The 25621-nt window shown below is 35.9% G+C and carries 22 protein-coding genes; 18 read left to right on the plus strand and 4 right to left on the minus strand.

The window, feature by feature from the left end; genetic code table 11:
• Positions 1-6: 6 nt before the first annotated feature.
• The 13 genes from GSM_RS10010 to hisC all read left to right on the plus strand — a co-directional run bounded on the left by GSM_RS10010 (position 7) and on the right by hisC (position 15250).
• Entirely contained in the window at positions 7-1143 is a 1137-nt protein-coding gene (locus GSM_RS10010) for an amidohydrolase family protein (RefSeq protein WP_003691483.1), read from the plus strand.
• Complete coding sequence (locus tag GSM_RS10015) at positions 1133-2455, plus strand: APC family permease (RefSeq protein WP_003691482.1); 1323 nt, start codon at positions 1133-1135, stop codon at positions 2453-2455. Before GSM_RS10010 ends, GSM_RS10015 begins: the two co-directional genes overlap by 11 nt.
• Before the next feature lie 217 nt (positions 2456-2672).
• Positions 2673-3578 carry a Gfo/Idh/MocA family protein gene (locus GSM_RS10020; protein ID WP_003691481.1) on the plus strand — a complete coding sequence of 302 codons (906 nt, stop codon included), beginning with the start codon at positions 2673-2675 and terminating at the stop codon, positions 3576-3578.
• A gap of 102 nt (positions 3579-3680) precedes the next feature.
• Entirely contained in the window at positions 3681-5423 is a 1743-nt protein-coding gene (locus GSM_RS10025) for a DUF2207 domain-containing protein (protein ID WP_152134772.1), read from the plus strand.
• A gap of 82 nt (positions 5424-5505) precedes the next feature.
• Positions 5506-5922 (plus strand): GtrA family protein, encoded by a 417-nt coding sequence (locus tag GSM_RS10030; RefSeq protein WP_003691479.1) that lies wholly within the window; start codon positions 5506-5508, stop codon positions 5920-5922.
• 553 nt (positions 5923-6475) lie between these two features.
• Positions 6476-8119, plus strand: coding sequence for a peptidase M20 (locus GSM_RS10035; protein ID WP_010078187.1), 1644 nt, complete (start codon positions 6476-6478; stop codon positions 8117-8119).
• Between the two features lie 13 nt (positions 8120-8132).
• A complete protein-coding gene (locus tag GSM_RS10040; RefSeq protein ID WP_003691477.1) occupies positions 8133-8972 on the plus strand; it encodes a dimethylarginine dimethylaminohydrolase family protein in 840 nt (279 codons plus the stop codon).
• A gap of 17 nt (positions 8973-8989) precedes the next feature.
• The gene (locus tag GSM_RS10045; protein ID WP_003691476.1) at positions 8990-9820 is read left to right on the plus strand and encodes a transporter substrate-binding domain-containing protein; all 831 of its coding nucleotides are present in this window, start codon (positions 8990-8992) and stop codon (positions 9818-9820) included.
• A gap of 26 nt (positions 9821-9846) precedes the next feature.
• Entirely contained in the window at positions 9847-10533 is a 687-nt protein-coding gene (locus tag GSM_RS10050; protein WP_003691475.1) for an amino acid ABC transporter permease, read from the plus strand.
• Positions 10534-10545: 12 nt separating this feature from the next.
• Positions 10546-11286 carry an amino acid ABC transporter ATP-binding protein gene (locus tag GSM_RS10055; protein WP_003691474.1) on the plus strand — a complete coding sequence of 247 codons (741 nt, stop codon included), beginning with the start codon at positions 10546-10548 and terminating at the stop codon, positions 11284-11286.
• Between the two features lie 21 nt (positions 11287-11307).
• Positions 11308-12588, plus strand: a complete 1281-nt coding sequence (locus tag GSM_RS10060; RefSeq protein ID WP_003691473.1) for an aspartate aminotransferase family protein — start codon at positions 11308-11310, stop codon at positions 12586-12588.
• A 16-nt stretch (positions 12589-12604) separates the two neighbouring features.
• Positions 12605-13972 (plus strand): NAD-dependent succinate-semialdehyde dehydrogenase, encoded by a 1368-nt coding sequence (locus tag GSM_RS10065; protein WP_003691472.1) that lies wholly within the window; start codon positions 12605-12607, stop codon positions 13970-13972.
• Between the two features lie 168 nt (positions 13973-14140).
• Entirely contained in the window at positions 14141-15250 is a 1110-nt protein-coding gene (gene hisC / locus GSM_RS10070) for a histidinol-phosphate transaminase (RefSeq protein ID WP_003691471.1), read from the plus strand.
• Between the two features lie 201 nt (positions 15251-15451).
• On the opposite strand, the gene GSM_RS10075 is transcribed toward hisC, so the two are convergent.
• The 3 genes from GSM_RS10075 to GSM_RS10085 form a co-directional block, all read right to left on the minus strand.
• The gene (locus GSM_RS10075; protein WP_003691470.1) at positions 15452-16291 is read right to left on the minus strand and encodes a YitT family protein; all 840 of its coding nucleotides are present in this window, start codon (positions 16289-16291) and stop codon (positions 15452-15454) included.
• 94 nt (positions 16292-16385) lie between these two features.
• Positions 16386-17531 carry a glycerate kinase family protein gene (locus GSM_RS10080; protein WP_003691469.1) on the minus strand — a complete coding sequence of 382 codons (1146 nt, stop codon included), beginning with the start codon at positions 17529-17531 and terminating at the stop codon, positions 16386-16388.
• Between the two features lie 15 nt (positions 17532-17546).
• On the minus strand, positions 17547-18854 hold the full coding sequence (locus tag GSM_RS10085; protein WP_010078188.1) for a GntP family permease: 1308 nt from the start codon (positions 18852-18854) through the stop codon (positions 17547-17549).
• Positions 18855-19177: 323 nt separating this feature from the next.
• Between GSM_RS10085 and GSM_RS10090 the strand changes: the two genes are divergently transcribed.
• Genes GSM_RS10090 through GSM_RS10110 form a run of 5 tightly spaced genes read left to right on the plus strand, consistent with a single transcriptional unit; the run spans position 19178 to position 24507 of the window.
• A complete protein-coding gene (locus GSM_RS10090) occupies positions 19178-19627 on the plus strand; it encodes a LytTR family DNA-binding domain-containing protein (protein WP_010078189.1) in 450 nt (149 codons plus the stop codon).
• Positions 19628-19630: 3 nt separating this feature from the next.
• Complete coding sequence (locus GSM_RS10095; RefSeq protein ID WP_010078190.1) at positions 19631-20332, plus strand: LiaF transmembrane domain-containing protein; 702 nt, start codon at positions 19631-19633, stop codon at positions 20330-20332.
• Positions 20333-20358: 26 nt separating this feature from the next.
• Positions 20359-22083 (plus strand): ABC transporter ATP-binding protein, encoded by a 1725-nt coding sequence (locus GSM_RS10100; RefSeq protein ID WP_010078191.1) that lies wholly within the window; start codon positions 20359-20361, stop codon positions 22081-22083.
• Entirely contained in the window at positions 22083-23864 is a 1782-nt protein-coding gene (locus tag GSM_RS10105) for an ABC transporter ATP-binding protein (protein WP_003691463.1), read from the plus strand. Before GSM_RS10100 ends, GSM_RS10105 begins: the two co-directional genes overlap by 1 nt.
• Positions 23865-23892: 28 nt before the next feature.
• Complete coding sequence (locus tag GSM_RS10110; protein ID WP_003691462.1) at positions 23893-24507, plus strand: DUF1054 family protein; 615 nt, start codon at positions 23893-23895, stop codon at positions 24505-24507.
• A 166-nt stretch (positions 24508-24673) separates the two neighbouring features.
• Here GSM_RS10110 and GSM_RS10115 read toward each other — a convergent pair whose 3' ends face one another.
• Positions 24674-25612 carry an NAD(P)-dependent oxidoreductase gene (locus tag GSM_RS10115; RefSeq protein WP_003691461.1) on the minus strand — a complete coding sequence of 313 codons (939 nt, stop codon included), beginning with the start codon at positions 25610-25612 and terminating at the stop codon, positions 24674-24676.
• Positions 25613-25621: the final 9 nt, after the last annotated feature.

The following is a 25621-nucleotide window of genomic DNA, read 5'->3' on the forward strand; positions in this document are numbered from 1 at the left end:
GGAAAAATGGATTTAGCAGAGTTTATTCAATCAATGCCGCTTCTAGACCATCATTGCCACTATTTAATAAGTGCGGATGTTAAAGACAGAGAAGAAAGGTTAGCTCAAGTTTCGACTGAAGCTGATAATAACTATCCCATTGAAGATACTAAAAATAGGTTAGCTTGGTGGTCATTTAAGGAAGAAGCAAAGAATTTTTACAAAAAAGACGATCAGAATTTCTTACAGCCCTTTACACGGCAGGAATATATAGAATATAATCACTCTATTTTTAAACGTTATAATTATCAAATGCTTTTAATTGATACAGGTTTTGTTCCAGCTAATCCCATAACGAGTATCACGGAAACACAGGAAATAACAGGTGTCACAGTTCGGACGATTTATCGAATAGAAACGCATGCAGAGACATGGATGCAAAAAGAGGCTGACTTTGAAACATGGTGGAAAGCACTGGAAAACGATGTGGCAAGTGCTAAGGAAAATGGCTTCGTAGGCTTTAAATCGATTGCAGCATATCGTTTTGGACTCAGGCTTAAAAAAGTAACCATAGAAAATGCAAGGGAGGCTTTTACTAACTGGAAAGAATCTGGAAGCACACGCTTGACCGATGCAGTGCTTATCTGTTTTATTTTATGGAACCTTGCACCCATTTTAGTCGAGCAAAAAATGCCTTTACAATTTCATGTGGGGTACGGTGATGCTGATACAGATATGTTTGAAGGAAATCCATTATTGATGCGTCCTTTTTTGAATGAATGGAGTGTGAAAGGACTAATAGTTGTTTTGTTACACTGTTATCCATATCATCGTGAGGCAGGCTATCTTGCCAGTGTATTTCCAAACTTATATTTTGATACTTCTTTGATTAATCCGTTGGGCACTGCCTCAGTCGAAAGTGTTTTGGATGAGGCACTTGAGTTAGCACCCTATTCGCGTTACTTATTTGCATCAGATGCAAGTACCTACCCTGAGATGTATGGTGTTGCAGCTAGAAGATTCAAAGAAGCGTTAAGTCAACATTTTGCTAAGTTGAGAAATATTCCGGTTGAACAAAAAGAACAATGGATCAGAATGATCTGCTATCAAACAAGTACTAATTTATATTTGAAAGCGAGAAACGACAGGAAAAATGAAAAATAAAAAACTATCACTACTGGAAGTATTGGGATTATCAGTAGCTATGTTAGCACCAACTGGGGCAATGGCATTCAATACGGCCGGAGCAGTAGCAAATTCAGGAGTTGTTGCACCACTTGGATTTCTGCTGGCAGGCTTGGGAATATTATTTGTTGGTATTTCTTTTGTCACATTAGGAAGAAACATCAATGGTGAGGGATCAGCGTATGCATATAATGCTAAAGCCTTAGGAGAAAAAACTGGATTTATTTCTGGCTGGCTGCTTGTCTTAACATACGTGACATTTGCATTTAGCAGTTCAGCGGTAGTTGGTAATTTTTTGGATGTTTTTTTCAAGCATTTTAATATTAATCTTCCGGTTTACCTATATGTTATTGCTGTTTTGCTAATTGGCGGTGCCTTAAGTCATCTAGGAATTGAATTCTCTACAAAATTTGCAATTATTTTGGAATTATTTGCTGTGGGTGCACTGATTGTTTTGACGGTGGCAATATTAATCCAAGGCGGTGATGCTGGAATTACAGCAAGACCTCTAAATCCGGCAAATGGGACATTTTCTGGAATTGGAGCAGGGATGATTTTTGCCCTAATGTCATTTGCGGGTTTCGAAGGTGCAGCAACAATTGCACCAAGAGCAAAGAAACCAGCTAAGGCAATTACCGTTGCAATCTTTGGATCTGTTGCTTTCGCAATGATTTTCTATTTTATTGTCAGTTACACAGAGATTATTGGTTTTGGAACTGCTAATATTGCAAAAATGCAGAATTCATCAGCCCCATTGAATTACTTATCGGTAAGATATGTAGGTACATGGATGGCTATTTTTATTGATTTTGCTTCTGTTACGAGTTATTTTGCCTGTTATTTTGGTGCTTTGAATGCTGGGGCCTTCATGATTCAAGCACTATCAAAAGAGGGTTATCTGATGCCTTGGATGAGTGAGCTAAAAGGAGCGAAGAAAACACCGGTTCATGCACTTGATTTGATAACGGTACTTTCCTTGATTTTTTATGCCGTAATTGGAATTGGCATGGGAGTTAGTGCAGGAGATTACTATAATTATTTGGGAACGATCGGTGTGATTGCCTTGTTATTGGTGTATGTTTTGGTAAGTGTTGGTACAATTGCATTTTTTCGGAAGAAAAGTAAAAATAATATCTTATTTCTGATTGTACCTATCATCGCAATTCTAGTGATGGTTTTCCCAATTTATAGTAACTTGTGGCCAATCCCAGCATGGCCGATGAATACATTCCCCTATATTGTCTTTATTTGGCTGCTAATAGGTATTTTTATACCGAAGAAGAAAGTCTAACATTTTAAATATGTTAGTATAAGTGAAGCAAGTTGATACATCTTTGAGATGAACAATTTACTTCACTTTTTTTGTATGGAAGTAAATTTGAGAGAACTTATTTATCTTGTCTGATTCAGCAAAAACTTTTTTTAAAAACTAAAATATTATATAACTGCTAAATATGATAGGCTTTAAGTATAAAAAGAGAATGGAATTTAAGAGGAGGGTGTACTTAATGAAGATAGGGGTAATAGGATTAGGCAATATTGCACAAAAAGCTTATTTGCCAACATATTCAAAAATAAGAGATCAAGCCGATTTTATTTTTGCAACACGAAACGAAGAAGTTCGAAATAAACTAATAAAGCAGTATAATCTGGAAAAAACTGTTAAATCTATTGATGAGCTTATTGCACAAAATATTGATGCCTGCTTTATTCACAGTGCAACGGCTGCTCATTACGAGCTTGCTAAAAAGTGCTTGGAAAATGGAATTCATGTGTTTATAGATAAACCAGCCAGCGAAAACTTGAAACAAGTTAAAGAGTTGCAGCTGCTGGCGTTGAACAAATCAAAAATATTAATGATTGGTTTTAATAGGCGCTTTGCTCCAATGGTCAATAGGCTAAAAAAAATCAAAAATAAAAGAATTATTTCACTGCAAAAGAATCGTGTTAATGCAATTAATGATACAAAGTTTGTGATTTACGATCTTTTTATTCATCTTGTTGATACAGCTGTTTATATGCTTGATGATAAGATCATCAAGAGTGATAGTAAGCTGATTCAAACTGATGGGAAACTAGAGATGATTACAGTAACAATGGAGACCGCGAAAACACTTGTTAATCTGACAATGGATTTGAATAGTGGCTCCAATCAAGAATTATATGAAGTGACAAGTAGAACTGGAACTTATGTATTGGAAAATCTTGCAAAATTAAAGATATATCAAGAAAATAGTACCAAAACACTTTCTTTTGATGACTGGGATAATCCACTCTATGTTAGAGGTTTTGAACAAATGGTATCTAACTTCATAACATCGGTCAAAATAACAACGTCAAGTGATTTGAGACAAAGAAATGTTTATCTAAGTCATAAAATCTGTGACGAAATAATAAATAAAATTCAGCAATAAAAAATACATTTGGGGGAGATTCTACTGAATACACGAAAAGATACAGGGAGAATATATGGGAAAGTACTGATAACGGTTTTGGTTTTTGCTATAGCAGTTATAATGGGGTTCATTAATGCTAATGCTGATAGTTATGATATTGAAAACTATGATGTGAATGCGGCTGTTCAAAAGGATGGCAGTGTTTGGTTAACACAAAAGATAAAGTATGATTTTGACGGCTCTTTTCATGGTGTCTACTATAATCAGGATATTAAGGGAATTGGTGGTGTTTCTGATGTTAGTGTTGAGACAATTGAGGATGGTAATGTAGAAAAAATTCCATTATCTGATGAGAAAACCAATAATACTTTTTCTCAGATGAAGTCGACCAACCAATTAAAATTGAAGGTCTATCACAGTGTCGAGGACAAGGAAGTGACCTTTGTTTATCGTTATTTGTTACATGGTGTAATTAAAAATTATAAGGATACAGCTGAATTGAACTGGAAAATAATCGGAAACCAGTGGGATGTTGCACTCAATAATGTCAAAATCAATATTGAACTGCCTCAAAAAAATATTACAAGACTGCAGGCGTGGACACACGGTGATTTAAGCGGCAAGACGACGGTAAGCAAAAAGCAAGGAACTGTAGAAATATCCTTGAAAAGGAATCCCGCTAATACTTTTGTTGAGAGTCATATTGTTTTTCCAGTGAATGTGACGGCATTAAATCAAAATACTAGTGAGCAAAATGCTTTAAAGTCTATCCAAAGAAAAGAACGTGCATTAGCTTTAGAAGCAAATGAAAAAAGGAAACGTGAAGAACATAATAAAGTATTTTTTAAAGGGATTATGTTCATTCTTATGATTAGCGTAATTGCTTTATGGTTTTTGTGGAGTTATATGAATCCAGGAAATAAGAGTGAAAAGAAGCGTCCAATTGTTCATTCGTATGAAATTCCAGAGCCTTCGTCTGAAGTTACTCAAGTCATATATAAGAATAAGAAGCCTGATACTAATGCTTTTAGCGCATTTATATTGGAACTGGCAGCTAATCATCAAATCGAAGTAAAAGAATTAGGTGAAAAGAAGAAGGATTTTAATATTATTTTGAAAGATTCTACGCTCATTCGTGACTATAGTATCTTCAAGGAAATGTTTAATACCGTGGGAGATGGAACTCAATTCACATTGTCCGAATTAAAGAAATTTGGGAAAAAAGGAATTGAGGGAAAGGCACTTTTTACTGCATACTCGCTATGGCAGAAAAAGGTTGTAAAAGCCGCAAATAAAACGAGATATAAGGATAATCAGAATATAAGTTTAAGAAAGAAAGCTTTGGCATGGTTGATGGCAGTGACAGTAGTGGCCGGTGGTACATTATTTCTATTTGCAAACAACTTCCTTATGTGTGGATTATTGGTGATACTGTATATTGTGTTTTTATTTTCCTGTATTCACTATTATCGCTCGCATTCTTTATATTCTGAAAAAGGACAAGAATTAAAATACCAAATTATGTGCTTTAGAAAAATGCTTGATGATATCGGAAATTTTGATATGAAAAAAGTTGGAGATTTAGTATTGTGGGAACAAATATTACCATATGCAGTCTCATTAGGGTTAGCAAGTAAAGTAATAGCTGCACTAAGAATTAATTTTGATGCAACCGAACTTTCTACGATGGGAGTTTATTATCCGCTTTTGATTGGTGGAAATTGGAACTTTAACGATGCATTAACAACAAGTTTAGGTTCTGCAATTACCAATTATAATAGCTCTGCTAGCGGTGGCTCTGGTGGGTTCAGTGGAGGTTCATCCGGTGGCTTTGGCGGAGGATCCGGTGGAGGAGCCTTCTAAATTATAAATAAATCTGGGGTAGTACAAGTTTCTGTAGTACAATTACACAGGTACCACTATTAATTTTTAGTTGAGGTCTACTATGAATAAGTTAATTGAGCTTTTTGAAAAATATAAACAAGTTATTGCTTATCTTTTTTGGGGCGGAACAACAACTGTAGTCAACATTGGAATATTTGAGCTCTGGCATTTACAAGGCTTAAATTATCAAATTGGGAATGTGATCGCATGGTTTGTCTCAGTTCTTGTTGCATATATTTCCAATAAATTATGGGTATTTAAGACACCATTTGGAAGTTTTAAGGAAGTATCACGTGAATCAAGTTCGTTTTTTTTCTATAGATCAATAACATTATTAATGGATATTGTGATTACTTGGGTGGGGATTTCATTATTAGGATGGAACTCACTTTTGGTCAAGATAATTGATAATGTTATTGTTGTCGTTGCTAATTATTTCTTTAGCAAGTGGTATATTTTTAAAAAAACCATTCATTAATTTTTTCTATATTATGATTCTTTTACAGTTTGAATGCATGTGAATAGCTCAAGAATATCTAAAAGGCCGTGACGGATTTATGTCATGGCCTTTTTTTGCAAGGTTTGATATAAGAAAATGAATTAAGAAATTTTTGGATATATGATGTCTCAACAATTCAAGAACATCAATGATAATTGGCTTGAGATTAGTTAAAAAATAATTTTGAGAGATGAAGATGTTAGAAGTAGAGGAAACACCAAGTGTCATTTTTTCTATTCATTTTCTAATGAATAATAGAAAAAAGTGGTTGATAAAGATAAGTATATAATGAAAATTTATTTTGAAAGAAAATAAAAATCCAATAATACTTTTTATTATAAATAAATAAGTAAGCGGTTCCATTTTTAATAATCCCTATTTAAAGGTATTTTATAGTGGATACAAAGGGCGAAAACGCATAAAAAAGTACTTTTTTGGAATGAAAAGTATTAATAAATCTGATGTGATGTTTATTGACGTAAAGAAATATATAAATTATAATTCGATTAAATTAAGAGAATGAAGTGATAAGATGGATTCAGCATTTGATTTGGAGACAGTTATAGATGAGAAACAAAGAATAGAGTTGTTGACACGGGAACTGGTAGCCACAAAAAGTGTCAATGGCACGAATGGCGAAGTCGACTTAGTAGAAAAGCTTGAGAGGATTTTGAGAACTTTTACAGTTTTCAAGAAGCATCCTGAGTGGGTTTGGACGCAGAAGATAGAGGGTGATGCACTAGGAAGAAAAAATATTTTTGCTTTTTTGGGTAAAGAGGGCACACAGAAAACAGTCTTATATCATTCTCACTTTGATACTGTTGGGTTGGAAGATTTTGGATCAATCAAGGAAAAGGCATTGGATCCAGATTATCTTGAACAATATTTTTCGAGTTATGATAGCGACCGTGAAATTCAAAATGATGCAAATACGGGAGATTGGCTTTTCGGTAGAGGTGCATTGGATATGAAGAGCGGTGACGCCGTCAATATTTCCAATTTATTATATTTCAGTGAACATCCGGAGCTTCAAAAGGGTAATTTGTTGTTTATGGGCAATTGTGTCGAGGAAAATGATCATAGCGGAGTAATCGCCGCTCTGGATGAATTGAAGAGATTACAAGAGAAATGGAATTTACAATATAGTGTGGCTATAAATACTGATTTTATTAGTCCTAAGTATGCTGGTGACACGCAGAAATATATATATTATGGAGCGGCTGGTAAAACGTTGACTTGTTTTTATATTAAAGGTATTGAGACCCATGTGGGGAATACCTACGCTGGAATAGATTCAACATTAATTGCTAGTCGCATTAATTTATTGATTAATAACAATCCTGACTTCGTTGAAGATATTCCAGGTGAAGAAATCTTACCATCTTCTTGTCTGATGCTGCGTGATCAAAAAGACTTTTATAATGTTCAAACTGCAAAAGTAACTGAGATGTATTTTAATACTTTCACCTATAAAAAACCGGTTTTTGAAATAATTGAGCAGTTAAAGATTGCTGTTAAGGTAGATTGCAAGAAATTAGTGGATGAAGCAGAGCGGCGGGAAAACGAATTTCTCAGTAAGTTGAATTTTCCTAAAGTTGATAATACACGTAAGCTTAATGTATACAGCTTTGAAGAATATCTTAATCACTTGGGTGATTTAGGGATTGATTACCGGTCACTTATTGAAAGCTTTATCAATAATAATTCTGAATTAGATAAGCGTTCTGCTGGATTTAAGTTGATAGACTTTCTTGATCAGCAAGTTAACGATAACGAGGCCAAAGTTGTTCTATTCTTAGCACCGCCATTTTGTCCGCATAACAGCATTTCACAAGACTCAAAGGTATATCAGGACTTAGATGATGTATTAAGAAAAAGCAATGGAAAAATTAATTTTACAATGAAACAATTTTTCCCTTATTTGTCGGATAGCAGTTATTTAATGATCGATGAAACTCCACAAGAAATAGAAAAAATGAAGAGTAATTTTCCACTTGTAGAACAGCTGTATCCTCTACCTTATGATAAGATGCGGGAATTAAACATTCCTGCAGTTGATATCGGAGTTTATGGTAAAGGCGCACATACTTGGAAGGAGAGAGTCTATAAACCTTATTCATTTGGGGTATTGCCCAAACTAATCAGAAATTACACCCAAAAAATTTGGGAAGATTAAGGAGATAAAAGATATGTTTGTGAGAAATGGAACATCAACACTAAAAAAAGTTTTAACTTGTCCTCCTACTTTTTTGGATGAAGCTGCACCAATTAATGAAATTTCAAAAAAGTATCAAGATCAGCCTTTAGATAAGGTAAAACTGTTAGATGAGTATCAGCAGTTATTGGACGCTTACGTTAAAGCAGGTGTCCAAGTTGAACAATTGACACCACAAGAGAGCATGACTAATTCAGTTTTTGCCAGAGACTTTGGCGGATGTGTAAAAGAAGGATATATACTAGGCAGTTTTAAGGAACCATTACGTTATGCGGAGCATGCAGCGTACGAAGCAAAAATGGCTGAGTTAGGAATTCCTAAGATCTTAGAAGTCAAAAAAGGACTTTTTGAAGGCGGGGATTTTGCCTTTTTACGAGAAAACATAATTGCAGTCGGAATAATCGAGAGAACCAATATGGAAGGTTTCAATGAATTGAAAGATGGATTGGAGCCTCTAGGATATCAATTATATCCTGTACCCGCGGATTCACGATACTTACATTTAGATATGTGTTTCAATCTAGTTGATGATAATTTAGCAGTAGCGTATGAAGAGGGGCTGCCAACCGAATTCAAGGAGTTGTTGAATAAATTAGAAATTGAAATCATTAGGGTTCCTGAAGAAGCAATATTCCAGCATGGGTGTAACTTGGAAAGCTTGGGTGGACATCGAGTTTTGTCGTTAAAACAAAACAAAGATGTGAACAACGCTTTGCGTGAACATGGAATGGAGGTAATTGAATTAGATATTACTGAAACTTTAAAAGCAGGTGGCGGACCGCATTGTATGACATTTCCGTTAGATCGCGTATAAAAATTGGAGGGGTCTTTATGAAAAAAGTATTCAAAAAGGGATTGGGAGTTATTGGAGCAACGATTGCTCTTGGATTGGTATTAGCTGGCTGCAGTAGTAGTTCAAGTTCTGATAATAGTGTTAAGAAAATTCAAGACAAGGGAACTTTGGTTGTCGGAACATCTGCTGATTATGCGCCATTTGAATTTCCCATAGTCAAAGATGGTAAAAAGCAAATTGTTGGGTACGATATGATGATTGCACAAAAAATTGCAGATAATTTGGGAGTAAAACTGAAGATTGAAAATACGGAGTTCCCATCTCTTATTTCCGAATTGAAGGGTAATAAGATAGATTTGGTTCTTGCAGGGATGGTTTCAACAAACGAACGAAGGAAAGTTGTTGCATTTTCTAAATCGTACTACACAGTTAAAAATGTTCTATTGGTACAAAAGAAAGATGCAGATAGTTTTAATACAGTAGCTTCGGTTAAAGGAAAGCAAATAGGGGCTCAGCAGACAACAACTCAAGAAACAATTGCTAAAAATCAATTAAAGGGTAGTAATGTTATCACAGAAGGTGTTTTGACAAGCTTAACAACTGAACTTTTACAAGGAAAATTAGATGGTGTTGTTGTTGAAAATGAAATTGCCGATAACTATTTGAAACAGTTCCCTGGCAAGTATGCAATTGCAAAGGTTAAGTTAAATACTCCAAAGGAACAAAGATCAGTTAACGTTGCAGCAAGAAAGGGTGACAAAGCACTCGTTAAACGTGTCAACAAGGTAATTACAAAGTTACAAAAGAGTGGCGAAATGACAAAGATGTTTAAACAAGCACAAGAATTGCAGTCAAAGTATGGTAAATAGATAAACAATAATAAAGGGTGAAGACAATGTTCGATTTTTTAAAGCAGTACTATCCGGTGTTTCTTGAAGGAACTGCACAAACAATTTTAATCTCAATAATCGGTATATTTATCGGCATCCTTTTGGGTCTGGTTTTTGTAATGTTCCGACTATCAAAGCACAAAGCTCTTTCTTACATCGCACGCGTTTATATTGCGATTGTTCGTGGAACTCCTGCAATGATTCAAGTTATGCTGATTTATTACACACTTTCAAATGTATTAGCTGTTCCACAAATTCAGTTTTTAGGTTCAGGGTTGGATAGAGTTATCCCTGGTTCAATTGCGCTTGGAATAAATTCTGGTGCGTATACTGCCGAAATTTTCCGTTCAGGTATCATTTCAATTCCAAAGGGTCAAACCGAAGCTGGAATATCATTGGGACTGAGTGAGAAAACGACGATGTTTTCAATTATATTGCCGCAAGCAGTTAGAAATATTTTACCTGCATTAGGTAATGAATTTATCTCATTGGTTAAAGAGTCTTCAGTATTATTCTACATCGGTGTTCAAGAGGTTACGGCACAAGCTCTTGGAGTAGGTGGAACCTTGTATAATTTTGTTCCTCCTTTGATTGTTGCAGCAGCTATTTATTTCGTACTCACATTTGTTCTTTCACAGTTGATGCAGCTGATGGAGAAAAAAATGGGACGCAAATATGCACAGAGTAATTAGGGAGGACAGCCGATGACAGAAGAAAATATTATTGAAGTAAAGAACTTGAAAAAAGCTTATGCGGATAATGTTGTTCTTGAAGATATTTCGTTTACAGTAAAAAAATCTGAGAAGGTTGTTCTGATAGGACCATCTGGTGGCGGTAAAAGTACGTTGCTAAGATGCTTAAATAGACTTGAAGGTGATTATTCAGGCAAAGTTGTTTTTGAAGGTGAGGAGTTAAATAGCGCTAGTAAGGATAAATTACGGATACTTAGACAGAGAATGGGCATGGTATTTCAGCAATTTAATCTTTTTCCAAATAAGACGGTACTTGAAAATATTACATTTGCTCCCGTTAAGTTGAAAGTAGATACTCCCCAAAAAGCAATTGAGCATGCACATTCATTACTGGAGCAAGTCGGTTTATCTGAAAAAGCAGATGCTTACCCGCAATCATTATCTGGAGGACAACAACAACGTGTGGCGATTGCACGTGCGCTTGCTATGAATCCTGAAGTCATGTTGTTTGATGAGCCAACTTCAGCACTTGATCCGGAAGTGGTTGGAGAGGTGCTAGGTGTAATGGAAAAGTTGGCAGCTGATGGAATGACAATGATTATCGTTACACATGAGATGTCTTTTGCTCAAAATGTTGCAGATAAGGTCTTGTTTATGGATAAAGGAAGGATTGCTGATAGTGGCAATCCAAAGTACATTTTTGAAGAAACTAAAAATACGCGGACACAATCATTTTTATCTAAAGTGATGTAGTCTGTGAATGGAGTGGATAATGTGGTTAAGTCTTTGTATGAGCGTTCGTTAGAAGTACTGCCTCCTGTTGCAAAAAGAGCAACCAAACTTGGAGTAACAAAAGGTGAAGGAGTCTATCTTACTTCTGAAGATGGCGAACAGTATCTCGACTTTGCGGCCGGTGTTGGTGTTGTTAATTGCGGACATAATAATCCTAAGGTTGTTGCAGCAGTTGAAAAACAATTACATGAACTTGTGCATGGCGGTCACAATGTTGTTTATTATCCGTCATACGTTGAACTGGCTGAAAAACTAGTAAAGAGAGTTGGGAAAGATTATAAAGTTTATTTTTCTAACAGTGGTGCTGAAGCTAATGAAGGGGCTGTAAAACTCGCACTGAGTGTTACAAAGAGAAATGGAATCATTGCTTTTACAAGTTCTTTCCATGGACGGACACTTCTAACAGCTGCTATGACAGCTTCGAACGCACAATATCGTAAAAACTATGAGGGTGTATTACCACCTGTTTATCATGTTGATTTTCCAGATGTTTACAATTCTAAGCTGAGTGTTGATGCTGAAGTTGAAAGATGTATTGCTCAGCTAGAGAGTCTCTTCCATAGTGTTTTGGCGCCATCTCAAGTTGCATGTATCGTTGTTGAGCCTGTACAAGGTGAAGGGGGGTATCTTCCCGCTCCAAAGATTTTCTTGGAAAAACTGCGAGCAATTTGTGATGAACATGGAATACTATTGATTTTTGATGAAATTCAGAGCGGCTATGGACGGACTGGCCACTTGTTTGCAAAAGATTACTATGGGGTTCAACCCGATGTCTTGACTTCTGCAAAAGGAATCGCAAATGGGATTCCTTTAAGTGCAGTAATTGGAAAAGCAGAATATATGGATCAATGGGAACCTGGAGCACATGGCGGTACATTTGGTGGAAATCCGCTTGCTTGTGCTGCGGGAAACGCCGTTTTAGATATTATGGATGATAATTTCCTAGGAAATGTACGTAAGAAAGGTGCATATTTCAGAGAAAAACTAGAATTATTGGCAGATAAATATGATGTGATTAGCAGTGTACGTGGATTAGGGTTAATGATTGGTATGGAATTTAGAGATCCTCAGACTAATAAGCCTGATACGGAACTAGTTGCGAAGATTAGAGAAGAAGCTTTGAATGAACATCTAATTTTGTTGAATTGCGGGGTCTTTCATAATGTGATTCGTTTTATTCCACCATTGGTAGTTTCATCTGATATTATTGATGAAGCATTAGAGATTATTGATCGAAGTATCGCTAGAAGTATCACTGAATAATGGAAGGGGTCGTAATATGGCATATAAGGTTATTAATCCATATTCTGGTAAATTAGTTAAGGAATATGAATTGATGTCTGACGATGAAATTGCAGAAAAGCTTGACCAAGCCGAGCAGTTTTATAAAGCTCAAAAAAAAGTTCCAGTTTCACAGAGAGCAAAGAAATTGTTAAATTTTGCTGAGGTACTTGAACAAAATCAAGATAAATTGGCAAAAGAAGCCGCAATTAATATGGGAAAGAGAGTTGCCGAGGGTAGAGGCGAAGTTTTACTATGTGTGAACCTTGTTCGTTATTATGCCAATAAGGGACCAAGCTTGCTTGAACCCAAGCCTTATAAATATGCGGATGGTAAAAAAGCACTATTGGAACATCATTCAATTGGGATAGTTGCAAGTATTGAACCTTGGAATTTCCCATATTCACAGGTTATTAGAGTTTTGGCGCCCAACTATTTATTAGGAAACCCAGTTGTACTTAAGCACGCGGGAATTGTTGCAGGGTGCGCAAAATTACTTGAGGATCTGGCAATAGAGGCTGATCTGGGTGATGGTGCATTCGCAAATCTTTTCGTGTCACATAAACAAATTGCTGAAATTATTGCGGATGAAAGAGTTCAGGGTGTTGCCTTAACGGGTTCTGAAGATGCTGGTCGGATAATTGCTGGACAAGCCGGAAAAAGTTTAATTAAGTCAACAATGGAACTTGGTGGCAGTGATGTGTTTGTAATACTTGATGATGCTGACCTTGAATTGGCAGTAAATGATGCAATTGGTGCGCGTCTGCGGAATGCTGGTCAGGTATGTACTTCGGCCAAGAGGTATGTTGTAGAAGAAAGGGTTGCTGAAAAGTTTATTTCAGGTATAAAACAGAAATTTACAGATATTAAATTAGGAGATCCCCTTATTGAGAATACTGAGTTAGCCCCATTATCCTCAAAAGAGGCAGTTGAAGGTCTCCAAAAACAAGTTGAAGAGGCTATTGCAAATGGAGCAGATGTTCTAGTTCAAGGTGGGCCTGTTGAAGGGGATGGCTATTTCTTCAAGCCAGTTGTTTTAACTAATATAAAACCAGAGAATCCTGCTTATTACCAAGAGTTTTTTGGGCCAGTAGCGCAAATTCATGTTGTCCCGGACGATGAAGCTGTAATTGAGTTGGCCAATGATTCTTTCTTTGGATTAGCCGGAGCTGTATATTCTCAGAATGTAGAAAGAGCGCATGCTGTTGCATCTGAGATTGAAACAGGGCAAGTTTTCATTAATCGACCTTCTGGGGCGCATCCAGAGTTACCATTTGGCGGGGTAAAACATTCAGGATATGGTCGAGAAATGAGTGACCTAGGACTCTATGAATTTGCTAATGAAAAGATAATCGTATTTAATTGATTCATTTCACTAATTTGAATTAGATACAGCAACGGGGAGGTGCCAATTATTACTTTGGTACAGCCCCTTTTAATTGAGACCCTAATTTCTAGTAGTGCTGCTGTACTCGTAGAAGAAAAATGTTGTGAGTTAAGTTTGTAGTTTTCTAAAAAAGGTTTGGAGGTAGTCATGAAAGAAAGTACAATTAGTCTGAATTTAAGAAAGCAAGTTGATGACTGTAGGCCATATATAGCTGGTGAAACAGAGGCTTCGGTGTTAAAAAAATATGGGTTAGATAAAGTCGTTAAGTTAGGCTCAAATGAAAATCCATTTGGACCTTATGAAAATGCCAAAAGAGCTATGAAAGAAAGTTTAAAAGTAATTAATCGTTATCCTGAGGATGATTATGTAGAACTGACTGAGGTACTTGCCAAAGTTAATAACTTAGACGTCACAAATGTTGCATTAGGGAGTGGGGCAGGTAATGTAATTGAGACAGTAGCTAGATTGTTAATAGACGAAGGTGATGAGGTCCTAGTTGCCAAGCCTACATATCGTTTATATCGCGAAGTTTCGATTCTAATGGGGGCAGTTATCAAGAATGTTCCAGTGAAATCAGATTTTACCTATGACTTTGAGGCAATGAAAGAAAATATTTCAGATAAGACGAAGTTGATTTGGCTGTGTAATCCTAATAATCCAACTGGGGTAATCAACGATAGAAGAGAGATTGAAAGATTCATTGAAAGTGTCGGTGATGATGTATGGATTGTCTTGGATGAAGCGTATGCCGACTTTATTAATGAGGGTCAACGCCCTGAAATAGTGGAGTTCTTGAAGAATAAGAAACTAATTGTTATTAGAACTTTCTCTAAGTTCTATGGTATGGCTGGGGCACGAGTTGGTTATATTATGGCACAAGCTCCTGTAATTAGTGCCTTTGATACAATTACCGAGCCATTTTGTGTAAATCGGACTGGGCTTTTTGCTGCAAAGGCTGCTTTGTTAGAGGATCAGGCACAAGCTTACAGGGTAAAAGAGTTTATTTTGAATGAACGTGAGCGGATGAGTAGAGCCTTAAATGAAAGAGGATTTACAGTTATACCGTCTAGTTCAAATTTCATTTTTGCAAAACTACCTGATGGCTTTTATTCTGCAGAAATATGTGAACAGCTTATGGCAAAAGGGGTCATCATTCGTGAGTGTGATGCTTGGGACTATCCTGAGTATGTGAGAATAACTGTAGGGAAGAAAGAAGAAAATGATTTCTTACTCAGTAAGTTAGACGAAGTTATTTGAAATTAAAAAGAGGCTTGGTCAAAATATAACTTTTGGCCAAGCCTTCTCTATTTATTCCCGATAAACGTGTTTCATAAGTCAAAATTTTCAGTTTAACCTTGAAAAACCATGGTAAATGGCTCTTTTTTGTGATTTTGTGTTAATAATCAATTTTACCAACTTATGTCACGGACACTCCCTTTTTTGCTGAAAATGGATATGTTAAAGTCCTAAGCGACCACCATGGACTTTAACAACATTAGAAGTGATAATAAATGCCTCTGGATCAATAGCATGAATTGCACGCAGTAAAGGGCCGTAACTTTGATTGTCAACAACAAGCATTAGGATTTCTTTTTGATTGTCACTGTAGCCACCACGAACATCGTACACGGTCAAGCTATGATCAACGTTAAGTGCCATTTCTTGAATTTCCTTTGTCTTATGGAGACTCATGACTTGAATTTGAAATTTGTGATCTAGCCCTGTTTCAATGTAACGCATAACGACAGAGGTAATAATTAACGAGAAAACGGCTAAAAAGAAGGCATTCAGGCCCATTGTAAAAATATTAAAGAAAGTTACGATAAAATCAATGACCAGAAGTGAGATCGCAGTGTTAATGTGAAAATATTTGCGTATGATTAGTGGAGGCACGGTCGTTCCACCGCTAGAAGCATCAATACGATAAAGCATAGCGATACCAAATGCAAAAATTATTCCGCCAATAGTAACGGCAAGAAAGGAATCATCGACAAGCTTAAAACTAGGTGTTAGATACATGAATAGAGGTAACAGGAAACTACCCAATGTAATTTTTTGAACGACTTTTCTTTCTAAAAAGAAAAAAGCCAAAATAATCATAATGACATTTATTACTAGTACTGAAGTTGCAGTGTTAATACCAAAAGAAGCGTTTAACAAAATTGCGATACCGGTTGATCCACCAGCAGCAACCTCAATTGGTGAATAGAAAAAATTAATGGAAATAACTATTATTTCAAGTGCTACGATGAGTATCAAAAAATTAATTATTGGTTTTTTTCTGAGATTTTTTGGCATGGATGGCTCCTTTCATATCACTTATTAGTAATATTTTACCAAAATTCCAATAGTGACGCGAGAATTCTTGCACAGAAGGTCAGTATCCAAGCAACTAAGATCTCAGGACTTTGATTAGACGTGCAATATTTTCAGAAGTTTGAGCAATGTCATCTTGACTATCTTCAAAAGCGCGTTCTAGGCTTTTAGCACCAGAAACAGTAGAGAAGATTGCCTCTATTACGTTATCTTGGTACAAAACATCAACGTCTTTACCTACATATCCAGCAAGAGCAATAACGGGAATGTTAGGAGAAATGCTTTTAGAAGCCTGTGCAACTCCAAATGGTGTTTTTCCATATTGAGTCTGGAAGTCAATTCCACCCTCGCCTGTAATGACGAAATCTGCACCATATACTTTATTTTTTAAATTTGTGTAATTTACTACAATGTCGATTCCATGTTTCATTTGTGCTGTGGTAAAGGCTAGCAGCCCTGCACCCAAGCCACCTGCTGCACCTGCACCAGGTAATGCAGCCACATCTTTATTCAGAGACTTTTGCAATATTTCTGAGTAATGGATCAGGCTTTTATCAAGTTGTTGGACCATTTTAGGAGTTGCACCTTTTTGTGGACCGAAAACTGCCGATGCTCCATTTTTCCCTGTTAATGGGTTAGTAACATCTGATGCAATTACTATCTTGACTTTGGTTAGGCGATCATCAATGTTCGAAGTATCAATTTTAGCAAGATGCGCTAAGGCTGCACCACCAAACGGTAATTCTTTTCCTTTTGCATCCAGCAAATGTATTCCGATGGCCTGGGCCATTCCAGCACCTCCATCATTTGTGGCACTGCCGCCGATGCCAAGAATAATTTCTTCGATGTTGTGATCAAGAGCATCGATGATTAGCTGTCCTGTTCCAAAAGTAGTTGTAATCAGAGGATTTGCAGTGAGCTTATCAATATAGCCAATTCCACTTGCTTCCGCCATCTCGATTACAGCAGTTTTGGAATTTCCAAGAAGACCATATTTTGCGGTCACCTTGTTTCCAAGAGGACCAGTTACTTCCTTTGAAATGATGGTACCATCTGTAGCATCAACGAGTGACTGAACAGTTCCTTCGCCACCGTCAGCCATTGGAACAAGTTCGAAAATTGCTGTGGGAAAAATTTTCGAAATTCCTTTTTTTATAGCTAAAGCAACTTCTTTGGCTGTTAGACTTCCTTTGAATGAATCTGGAGCAATGACAAATTTCATGATAAAAGACCTCACTTAAAATTTTAGAAAACCAAAAATAATTGTTGCAGTTATCATAGCTGTAAGACCTATGAGGGATTCATAAAGTATACAACGTGAACGTTCTTTGATGTCCATGTGCATTGCATTTGCAGTGACATGGAAATAGTTTCCATGTGGCAATTGATCAATTACGATCGCTCCTGTATGAACCATAGCAGCCGCAGCAAGTGGAGTAACTCCAAATCCTAGGATTGCTTTTGAAAATGACCCAGTTGCTAGGATAACACCAGTTGAGGTCGAGGCAGAAGCCGCTGCCATCAAGATACCAGACAATGGTGCCAGCAAAACGCCTGAAATATGACTGATTTTAATCAAATTAATAATTTGTTCTGGTAAGTTTGAAGAGGTAATGGTTGCTCCAATAGTACCAGCGCCGATTAAAATTAGAACAACATCTGTCATACGATTTATACCAGAGGCGGCATATTCACGAATTTTGTGACCTTGTTTCATAGCAATCGTGCCAACAATGGCAGCAAATGGCAGAATATAAAGTGCATCCAAGTTTAAATTGGTCAAAAAAGTAATGTGAAGAAGTGAGCCGATTGGATTCAATAAAAGCAAGACAACTGCCACTAAGGGTGTTACAAGTGCAGTTTTTAAAGTCGGTAATTGTTTGGGAGATTTTGAACTACTAGGTAATTCAAAGTCGCGTTCTGTTATCATAGAACCATTTCTTTTAAGCAGGTTTGCTAAAAAAATGGTCATTGCAAGAGCCAAAAGTGCGGGAATTAAATCGGCTAGCATAACCTGACTTAATTGTAGATTAAATCCTTTTGCGGCAGCAATTGTATTGGGATTAGGTGAAATGATATTACCAGCTTTTCCACCACCAGAAAGTGCGACTAACAAGGATAACTTTGAAATATGCATGCGTTGTCCGACTTCGAGAGCAATTTGAGCGACTATTAGAACAGCGACAGGAATGAAGACACCAACGGCTGTGATGACCATTGTAGCTAAAGATAATGCAAAGAGTGCAAAATGATCACCAAGTTTAGTGACGATTGCACGGGCGATTGTATCGGCCGCACCTGATTCCATCATAACACCGGCTAACATTCCTGCTGCGAGGACGCGTAAAACTGTCCCCATAACACTTTGTGAACCTTGTATTAAAATATTAATTGTTTGGACTAGGTTTGCTCCACCAAGTAAAGCACCAACTATAGCACCTAAAATTAACGAATAGACAGGATTAACCTTTTTTAGAATTAAAATAATGGCAATAGCTAAGCCAATTAATGCTGCCCACCAAGAAATTGTAAGTGAGGAACTCATTAAAAAAACCTCCTAATTGTGAAAAAAATATCAAAATAAGACACAAAATATATTGTACCTATATGTGATAATAATTACAAGCTCTTTTATATACTGTTAAATCAGTATTCTATATAATATGTATTTACTGAATTAATTCGTTGTTTCTTACTTTTTAAAAGTTAATTTAATCACAATTATTTCTATGGAATTCTTACGAATAGAGAGAAATAAATTAGTGGTTTAAAAAGTTAATCACTTTAAACAAAAAAACGACCACTTGTGTAAAATCTGTTTACCTTTTTAAAAACATATGGTGTACTTAATTGGAAGGGAAAGATCTTATGAAGATTAGAGTAGAAATTGATAAAGAGGTCAAAGAAACTGAAGTGGTTATTCGAGCGTCCGAGCAAACTGATGACGTTAAAAAATTGTATGAAGAGATTTTAAGAAAAATCATCAACAAAAGAATTAAATTGTTTCAAGGAGCGACGGAATTTTACATAAACAGTTCTAACATACTTTTTTTTGAAACTGATGAAAGAATTGTTAATGCACATACAAGGAGTGATTTATTTGAAACACATTTAAGATTATACGAGCTTGAAAATCTACTACCGCAAAACTTCATGAGAATCTCGAAATCGGCAATTATTAATTTAGATGAAGTATACACATTAACACGCAGTTTAACTGGCAATCTGATTGCTTTTCATGAGTCGTATAAACAGGTATACGTTTCGCGGAGATATTTTAAAGATGTAAAAAAAAGATTAGAAAGCAGGGAAAAATAAAATATGAGAGCAAAACGTTTTTTTTTAGGAATTATAATTCTGTTACTCGCAACATTGCTTGTTTCGACAAAATTAGAAATTATTAGCTTCCATTTTAAGTTTTGGACAATCGCATTTACTGTCTTGTTTATATTTTTATTGATACAGGGAATTTTATACAGGAGAATTTCACAGAGTGTTTTTTCGATAGCTTTTTTAGTAATGCTTTATGCTGAGAAATTGGGTATTGAGAGATTAGGCATGTGGACGATTTTTTTAGCCGCATGTTTGGTGAGTGTGGGATTATCAATGATCTTTAAATCATTTGGCGGAAGTAGAAAATGGGATTGGAATTGGAAGCATAAGGTTAGTTCACTTGAGACTGATACCTCTGAAAAAAAAGTAAAGATTAGTGAAAGCATGTCTAGTAGCGTCAGATATGTCAAAGCAAATAATCTTGAACAGGTTGCAATCAGCTCAAGGCTTGCATCCTTGAAAATTTATTTTGACAATGTCGAATTTCAAGATGATGAAGCAAATGTATTTATTAATGGTTCATTAAGTGAAATAATGTTGTTCTTCCCCAAGGAATGGAAAGTTTTTGTCAATATAAATAGCATTTTGAGCGAGATTGATACTGCGCAGGAAGAGGGGAATATTTTTGAAAAAAAAGTATATATCAAAGGAAATTTGAATTTATCAGAATTAAAAATTAAGTATATTTAATAACTATTTTGGGAGTGAAAGTCTATATGGGAATTTTAAAACCCTATTTAAAAAATAATTATCTATCAATAATTGGAGCTGTTATTTCGGTAATTGTGTTAGCCGGAAGTACTTTGTGGCAGCCTAAGCTCTTACAAACAATCATGAAAGCAATAATCGCGAATAATCGTACTGAGGTTTATGATTATGGGGTTCAGCTGATTGTCTTGGCGTTAATTGGTATCGTTGCAGGAATTACCAGTACCTTTTTCTCTGCAAAGGTAGCACAAGCGGTTACGACTGATTTAAGGGCGGAACTATATGATAAAATTCAAGAATTTTCTTTTGGAAATATCGAGAAATTTTCAACTGGTAGTTTAGTCGTACGGTTAATTAATGATATGAATCAGATTTTAAATCTAGTAATGACGATGTTAACGCAAATACTACGGATTCCGTTACTTTTTGTGGGAGCATTTGTCTTGGGAATCATTACAGTTCCTAGATTATGGTGGATTGAAATTTTGATGATTGGATTGATATTATTATTAACAGGTGCGGTTTTTTCGCACATGGGTAATTTATTTGCGAAATTTCAAAAATGGTTGGATAAGATGAATACAGTTGCAAAGGAATCAATGCAAGGTATTCGGGTCGTTAAATCATTTAATCAAGAAGAAAACGAGGCCAAAAAATTTGCTACAACTGCAGGCGAACTGAAAAACTTGAATTTAACGATTGGATATTTATTTTCATTATTAATCCCTGCTTTTATGTTAATTTCAAATTTGATGATTCTATTGGCGGTTTATCTTATTGGAGCTAAAATTACAAGCCATCCAAATGATTTGGCAGCAATCGCATCATTTATTTCTTATCTGATGCAATTAATGTTCGCTATTATAATAGGTGCTATGACGATGACGATGGCCTCTAGAGGAATGATCTCAATGAATCGTGTTAAAGAGGTGTTAGAAACTAAGCCTGATATTGAATTTAGTGATAGTTCAGTTGAGGACACGTTAGCTTCAAACATTGAGTTCGAAAATGTTAGCTTTGCATATCCTAACGCCAGTGAAGACTCTCTGAAGAATATTTCATTTGAGATTGAGGCAGGAAATTTTGTCGGAATTGTTGGCTCTACAGGATCTGGGAAAACAACGTTGGCACAATTAATTGCGCGGTTGTATGACCCAACAAAAGGGGACATTAAGATCGGCGGCAAAAAATTACAGACAATTGCTGCATCAACATTGCGCAAAACAGTTAGTTTTGTTTTGCAAAAGGCAATTCTTTTTTCTGGTACGATTGAGGACAATTTGAAACAAGGAAAATCTGATGCAACGAATGAAGAAATGGAATGGGCACTAGATGTAGCCCAGGCGAAAGAATTTGTTGATAAATATGATGATGGTGTAAAGCATCGTGTAGAAGAGAGATCTGCTAATTTTTCCGGTGGTCAAAAACAAAGATTATCAATTGCTAGAGGAATCATAGGCAAACCTAAAATATTAATTCTTGATGATTCAACTTCTGCATTGGATGCAAAATCCGAGAAATTGGTTCAGCAGGCGCTTGAAAGTGAAATGAAAACAACGACGGTCTTTATGATTGCAGAAAAAATATCCTCAGTAATAAAGGCGGACACGATTTTGGTACTTGATGACGGTGAGTTAGTTGGAATGGGAACACATAAAGAGCTATTAGAGAACTCGCCAATTTACCGAGAGATATATGCTGCACAGCTTTCACGAATAGGAGGGCAAGCATAGTGAAGGATTTTAAATTATCAATTGCATATTTTAAGCATTATTTAAAGCCGTACTGGAAAGGATTGATCTTTGTTGTAGGTTTAACGATCATTTCTACGTGGGCACAGATAAAAGCACCAGTTTATTTGGGAAAAGCCATGACAAGTCTTAGTAAATATTTAGTTGCTTATATGAATCCAGCAACCCATCAAAGCGCATCTTTAGCTAATTTTCATAATGCACTTTGGATGATACTAGGGTTTTATCTCTTGTCAGTATTTACTATGCTGATCTCAAGTTTGTTGATTTCGCGAATAAATGCTCTATCAACTAATAAGATGCAGCGCGGACTGTTTGGCAAGTTGCAAAAAATGACAATCAGTTATTTTGATAGACACCAAGATGGTAAAATACTATCATTATTTACATCTGATTTGGATAACATTTTCAATGCGATGAACCAAGCAATTTTCGAATTGATTTCACAGGTAGTACTCTACATAGGAGTCATCTGGATGATGTTTTCATTGAATGTCAAACTTGCGTTAGCTACAGTCGCTTCAACACCTTTCGTGATTTTAATCGCCTTTTTTATTATCCGAAAGGCAAGGTATTATATTGACAATCAGCAAGATGAAATTAGTAAGTTAAATGGATATGTTAATGAGCAAATCAATGGTGAGAAAATCATTATTACTAATGGTCTGCAGAAAAAATCAGTAGAAAATTTCAAGGTATTAAATGAACGTGTTCGTAAGTCGACGTTCAAAGGACAGTTGTATTCAGGCATGCTTTTCCCCCTGATGCAGGGATTGTCATTGCTTAATTTGGCGATTGTTATAGCATATGGTTCTTGGATGGTAATCAATGGAGATGTAGGTAAGGCAGTTGGATTAGGGTTAGTAGTTACCTTTGTTCAATATTCACAACAATATTTTCAGCCTATTACGCAGATCACATCCATGTATTCTATGCTGCAATTAGCATTGACTGGTGCTAAAAGATTGAGTACTGTGCTGAAACAGCCTGAAGAACAAGTAAATAAGGATGGACGAAAACTTCTGGAGGTTAATGAAGGAGTTGAGTTGAAGAATGTTCACTTTGGATATAATAGCGAAAAAGAGATTCTGCATGGAATTGATATTAGCGTGAAGAAAGGTAAAATGATTGCACTAGTTGGACCGACTGGTTCAGGTAAAACAACAGTAATGAATTTGCTAAATCGTTTTTATGATGTAACAAATGGTGAAGTTTTATTTGATGGAACGGATGTAAGAGATTTTGAACTGCATTCGTTACGTAAAAACGTTGGAATTGTACTACAGGATTCAGTTTTATTTTCAGGGACAATTGCTGATAATATAAAATTTGGATTACCAGAAGCAACAGAGGCCCAGATGATTGCTGCTGCAAAGCAGGCACATATTCATGATTATATTGAAAGCTTGCCAGATAAATACGAAACTAAAGTCGATGATGAAAATTCGATACTATCTGTTGGTCAAAAACAATTGCTCAGTATTGCTAGAACGTTGTTGACTGATCCTAGCTTTTTAATTTTAGATGAAGCAACTTCAAATGTTGATATGGTTACAGAAGAAAAAATAAAAAAAGCAATGGACAATGTTATTGCTGGAAGAACAAGTTTTGTTATTGCCCATCGACTTAAGACAATTGTGGAAGCAGATGAAATTATTGTCTTAAAAGATGGAGTAGTAATAGAACGTGGAAACCACCAAAAATTGTTGAAAGATAAGGGCTTCTATTATAATCTGTATGTTAATCAGATGGTATTTGAGTAGCAAATTGCAAAATTTGAGGTGGATATACATGATATCGGAAGATGTATTTGATGTATTTTTGGTACAGGGTCTTGATGAAAGGATGCAAGCCATCAGAGAAACTGTTCAGCCAGAATTCAAATTATTAGGAGATAAATTAGTTCCTTTCTTTGAATCAAAGTGTTGTAAGGTGTTTTACGAGCATGTGGCACAACACAGAAGGAGAACAAAATATGCACCGGAAATAACGTGGTGCGCATTTAGTCAGCAACAAAGAGGATACAAAATGGAACCGCATTTTCAAGTAGCGGTTAACAAAGACTACCTTGCATTGTGGCTCTCATTCATTGATAATCCCAAAGGAGAAGAAAAAATGGCTGCCGCATTTATTGAAAATCCAGAAAAAATAGTTGCTATACCAACTGATTTTGATGTGTCACTCGATCACACCAAAACTAAGAGTGAAAAGATTGAAAACACAGATATGATTGAAGCTTTGAAAAGATGGAAGAATGTAAAAAAAGGTGAGTTTCAGATTGGAAAAATCTTTCCAAAAGAATACTTTAGTAAACACAGCAGTGAAGAATTTCTTACTGAAATATACGATGTTTTTGAGAGGTTAATTCCTATTTATCAGACTGCAATGAGTATAGTTGAATTTTAAAGTAAAAAGAGGACCAGGTCAAAAGGTATTTTTTGATCTGGCTCCTCTTTTTATTTCCTCTAAATATGGTCCATAAGCTATTTATCAAACGTTGAATTATAACAACCTAAGTCCATAATTTAATGGTGGTACTAAAATTTTCAGCCTACGCTGTTACTCTCATAGATTAATTTATATTGAGTGTATTAATTGGATTTAAAGGTTTTCCATTTTTAATTACTGCATCAACATTATTGATAGCGCCTAACGCCATTGCTGCAAGACTTTCAGCGGTCAATGCAGCAGAATGATTTGTGACAATTACATTTGGAAGAGATAGCAACTTCTCAAGTGAAGCTTCATCGTTATCATAGATATCCAAGCCTACAGAACTTAACAATCCTTGTTGAAGTCCCTTCAGTAAAACTGCATTTTTGACCAGTTCGCCACGGCTTGTATTAATCAAAATAGGTTGTTTTTTGGTGTTCTTAATTAAATCATCAGTAATCATATACTTTGTATCCGGTGTTACTGGAATATGGAGTGAGATAATATCACTTACTGAAAATAATTCATTGAGGTTGACTTGCTTTGCAAAAGACGATTCTCTTTTTGAGCGATTATAAAAAATAACATTAGCACCTAGTACTGACATTAGTTCCGCAAATCTTTTGCCAATGAATCCCCAACCGACAATTCCTACAGTTTTCCCGCGTAGTTCAGCACCTACTGCTGTCGCTAGATCATTTTTTTTACTCATCCGGTTACTACCAAAGTCTTTCAGTAAATAGAATGCTAGTGACAAGGCATGTTCGGCCACAGCCTGAGCATTAGCACCAGGCGTATTAGAAACCCAAACATTTCTCTCGGTTGCTAACTCAATTGGAACATTATCAGTACCGGCTCCATTGCGGGCAATAATTTTTAAATTGGGTAGCTTGGTAATAAATCTAGGATCAACAGGTTCTATATTGCGAGCAATTATTCCTTCGTACGCAGAAAATTCTTGTGGGTCAAGTTGTTCGAATGATTGAGCATTTGGTAGTATATCGAATTCATAACCCAAATCTGAAATTTTTTGCTTGGCTTGTGGAACTAAGTCTCCTAATAAAAGTATTTTATTCATGATAAGACT

Source organism: Liquorilactobacillus mali KCTC 3596 = DSM 20444, from assembly GCF_000260415.1.
Lineage (GTDB): Bacteria > Bacillota > Bacilli > Lactobacillales > Lactobacillaceae > Liquorilactobacillus > Liquorilactobacillus mali.

What these genes read in the sequence shown, in the direction of transcription:
- GSM_RS10010 (WP_003691483.1), top strand. Translation starts at nt 7, where the DNA reads ATGGATTTAGCAGAGTTTATTCAATCAATGCCGCTTCTAGACCATCAT.
- GSM_RS10015 (WP_003691482.1), top strand. Translation starts at nt 1,133, where the DNA reads ATGAAAAATAAAAAACTATCACTACTGGAAGTATTGGGATTATCAGTA.
- GSM_RS10020 (WP_003691481.1), top strand. Translation starts at nt 2,673, where the DNA reads ATGAAGATAGGGGTAATAGGATTAGGCAATATTGCACAAAAAGCTTAT.
- GSM_RS10025 (WP_152134772.1), top strand. Translation starts at nt 3,681, where the DNA reads ATGGGGTTCATTAATGCTAATGCTGATAGTTATGATATTGAAAACTAT.
- GSM_RS10030 (WP_003691479.1), top strand. Translation starts at nt 5,506, where the DNA reads ATGAATAAGTTAATTGAGCTTTTTGAAAAATATAAACAAGTTATTGCT.
- GSM_RS10035 (WP_010078187.1), top strand. Translation starts at nt 6,476, where the DNA reads ATGGATTCAGCATTTGATTTGGAGACAGTTATAGATGAGAAACAAAGA.
- GSM_RS10040 (WP_003691477.1), top strand. Translation starts at nt 8,133, where the DNA reads ATGTTTGTGAGAAATGGAACATCAACACTAAAAAAAGTTTTAACTTGT.
- GSM_RS10045 (WP_003691476.1), top strand. Translation starts at nt 8,990, where the DNA reads ATGAAAAAAGTATTCAAAAAGGGATTGGGAGTTATTGGAGCAACGATT.
- GSM_RS10050 (WP_003691475.1), top strand. Translation starts at nt 9,847, where the DNA reads ATGTTCGATTTTTTAAAGCAGTACTATCCGGTGTTTCTTGAAGGAACT.
- GSM_RS10055 (WP_003691474.1), top strand. Translation starts at nt 10,546, where the DNA reads ATGACAGAAGAAAATATTATTGAAGTAAAGAACTTGAAAAAAGCTTAT.
- GSM_RS10065 (WP_003691472.1), top strand. Translation starts at nt 12,605, where the DNA reads ATGGCATATAAGGTTATTAATCCATATTCTGGTAAATTAGTTAAGGAA.
- hisC (WP_003691471.1), top strand. Translation starts at nt 14,141, where the DNA reads ATGAAAGAAAGTACAATTAGTCTGAATTTAAGAAAGCAAGTTGATGAC.
- GSM_RS10075 (WP_003691470.1), bottom strand. Translation starts at nt 16,291, where the DNA reads ATGCCAAAAAATCTCAGAAAAAAACCAATAATTAATTTTTTGATACTC.
- GSM_RS10080 (WP_003691469.1), bottom strand. Translation starts at nt 17,531, where the DNA reads ATGAAATTTGTCATTGCTCCAGATTCATTCAAAGGAAGTCTAACAGCC.
- GSM_RS10085 (WP_010078188.1), bottom strand. Translation starts at nt 18,854, where the DNA reads ATGAGTTCCTCACTTACAATTTCTTGGTGGGCAGCATTAATTGGCTTA.
- GSM_RS10090 (WP_010078189.1), top strand. Translation starts at nt 19,178, where the DNA reads ATGAAGATTAGAGTAGAAATTGATAAAGAGGTCAAAGAAACTGAAGTG.
- GSM_RS10095 (WP_010078190.1), top strand. Translation starts at nt 19,631, where the DNA reads ATGAGAGCAAAACGTTTTTTTTTAGGAATTATAATTCTGTTACTCGCA.
- GSM_RS10100 (WP_010078191.1), top strand. Translation starts at nt 20,359, where the DNA reads ATGGGAATTTTAAAACCCTATTTAAAAAATAATTATCTATCAATAATT.
- GSM_RS10110 (WP_003691462.1), top strand. Translation starts at nt 23,893, where the DNA reads ATGATATCGGAAGATGTATTTGATGTATTTTTGGTACAGGGTCTTGAT.
- GSM_RS10115 (WP_003691461.1), bottom strand. Translation starts at nt 25,612, where the DNA reads ATGAATAAAATACTTTTATTAGGAGACTTAGTTCCACAAGCCAAGCAA.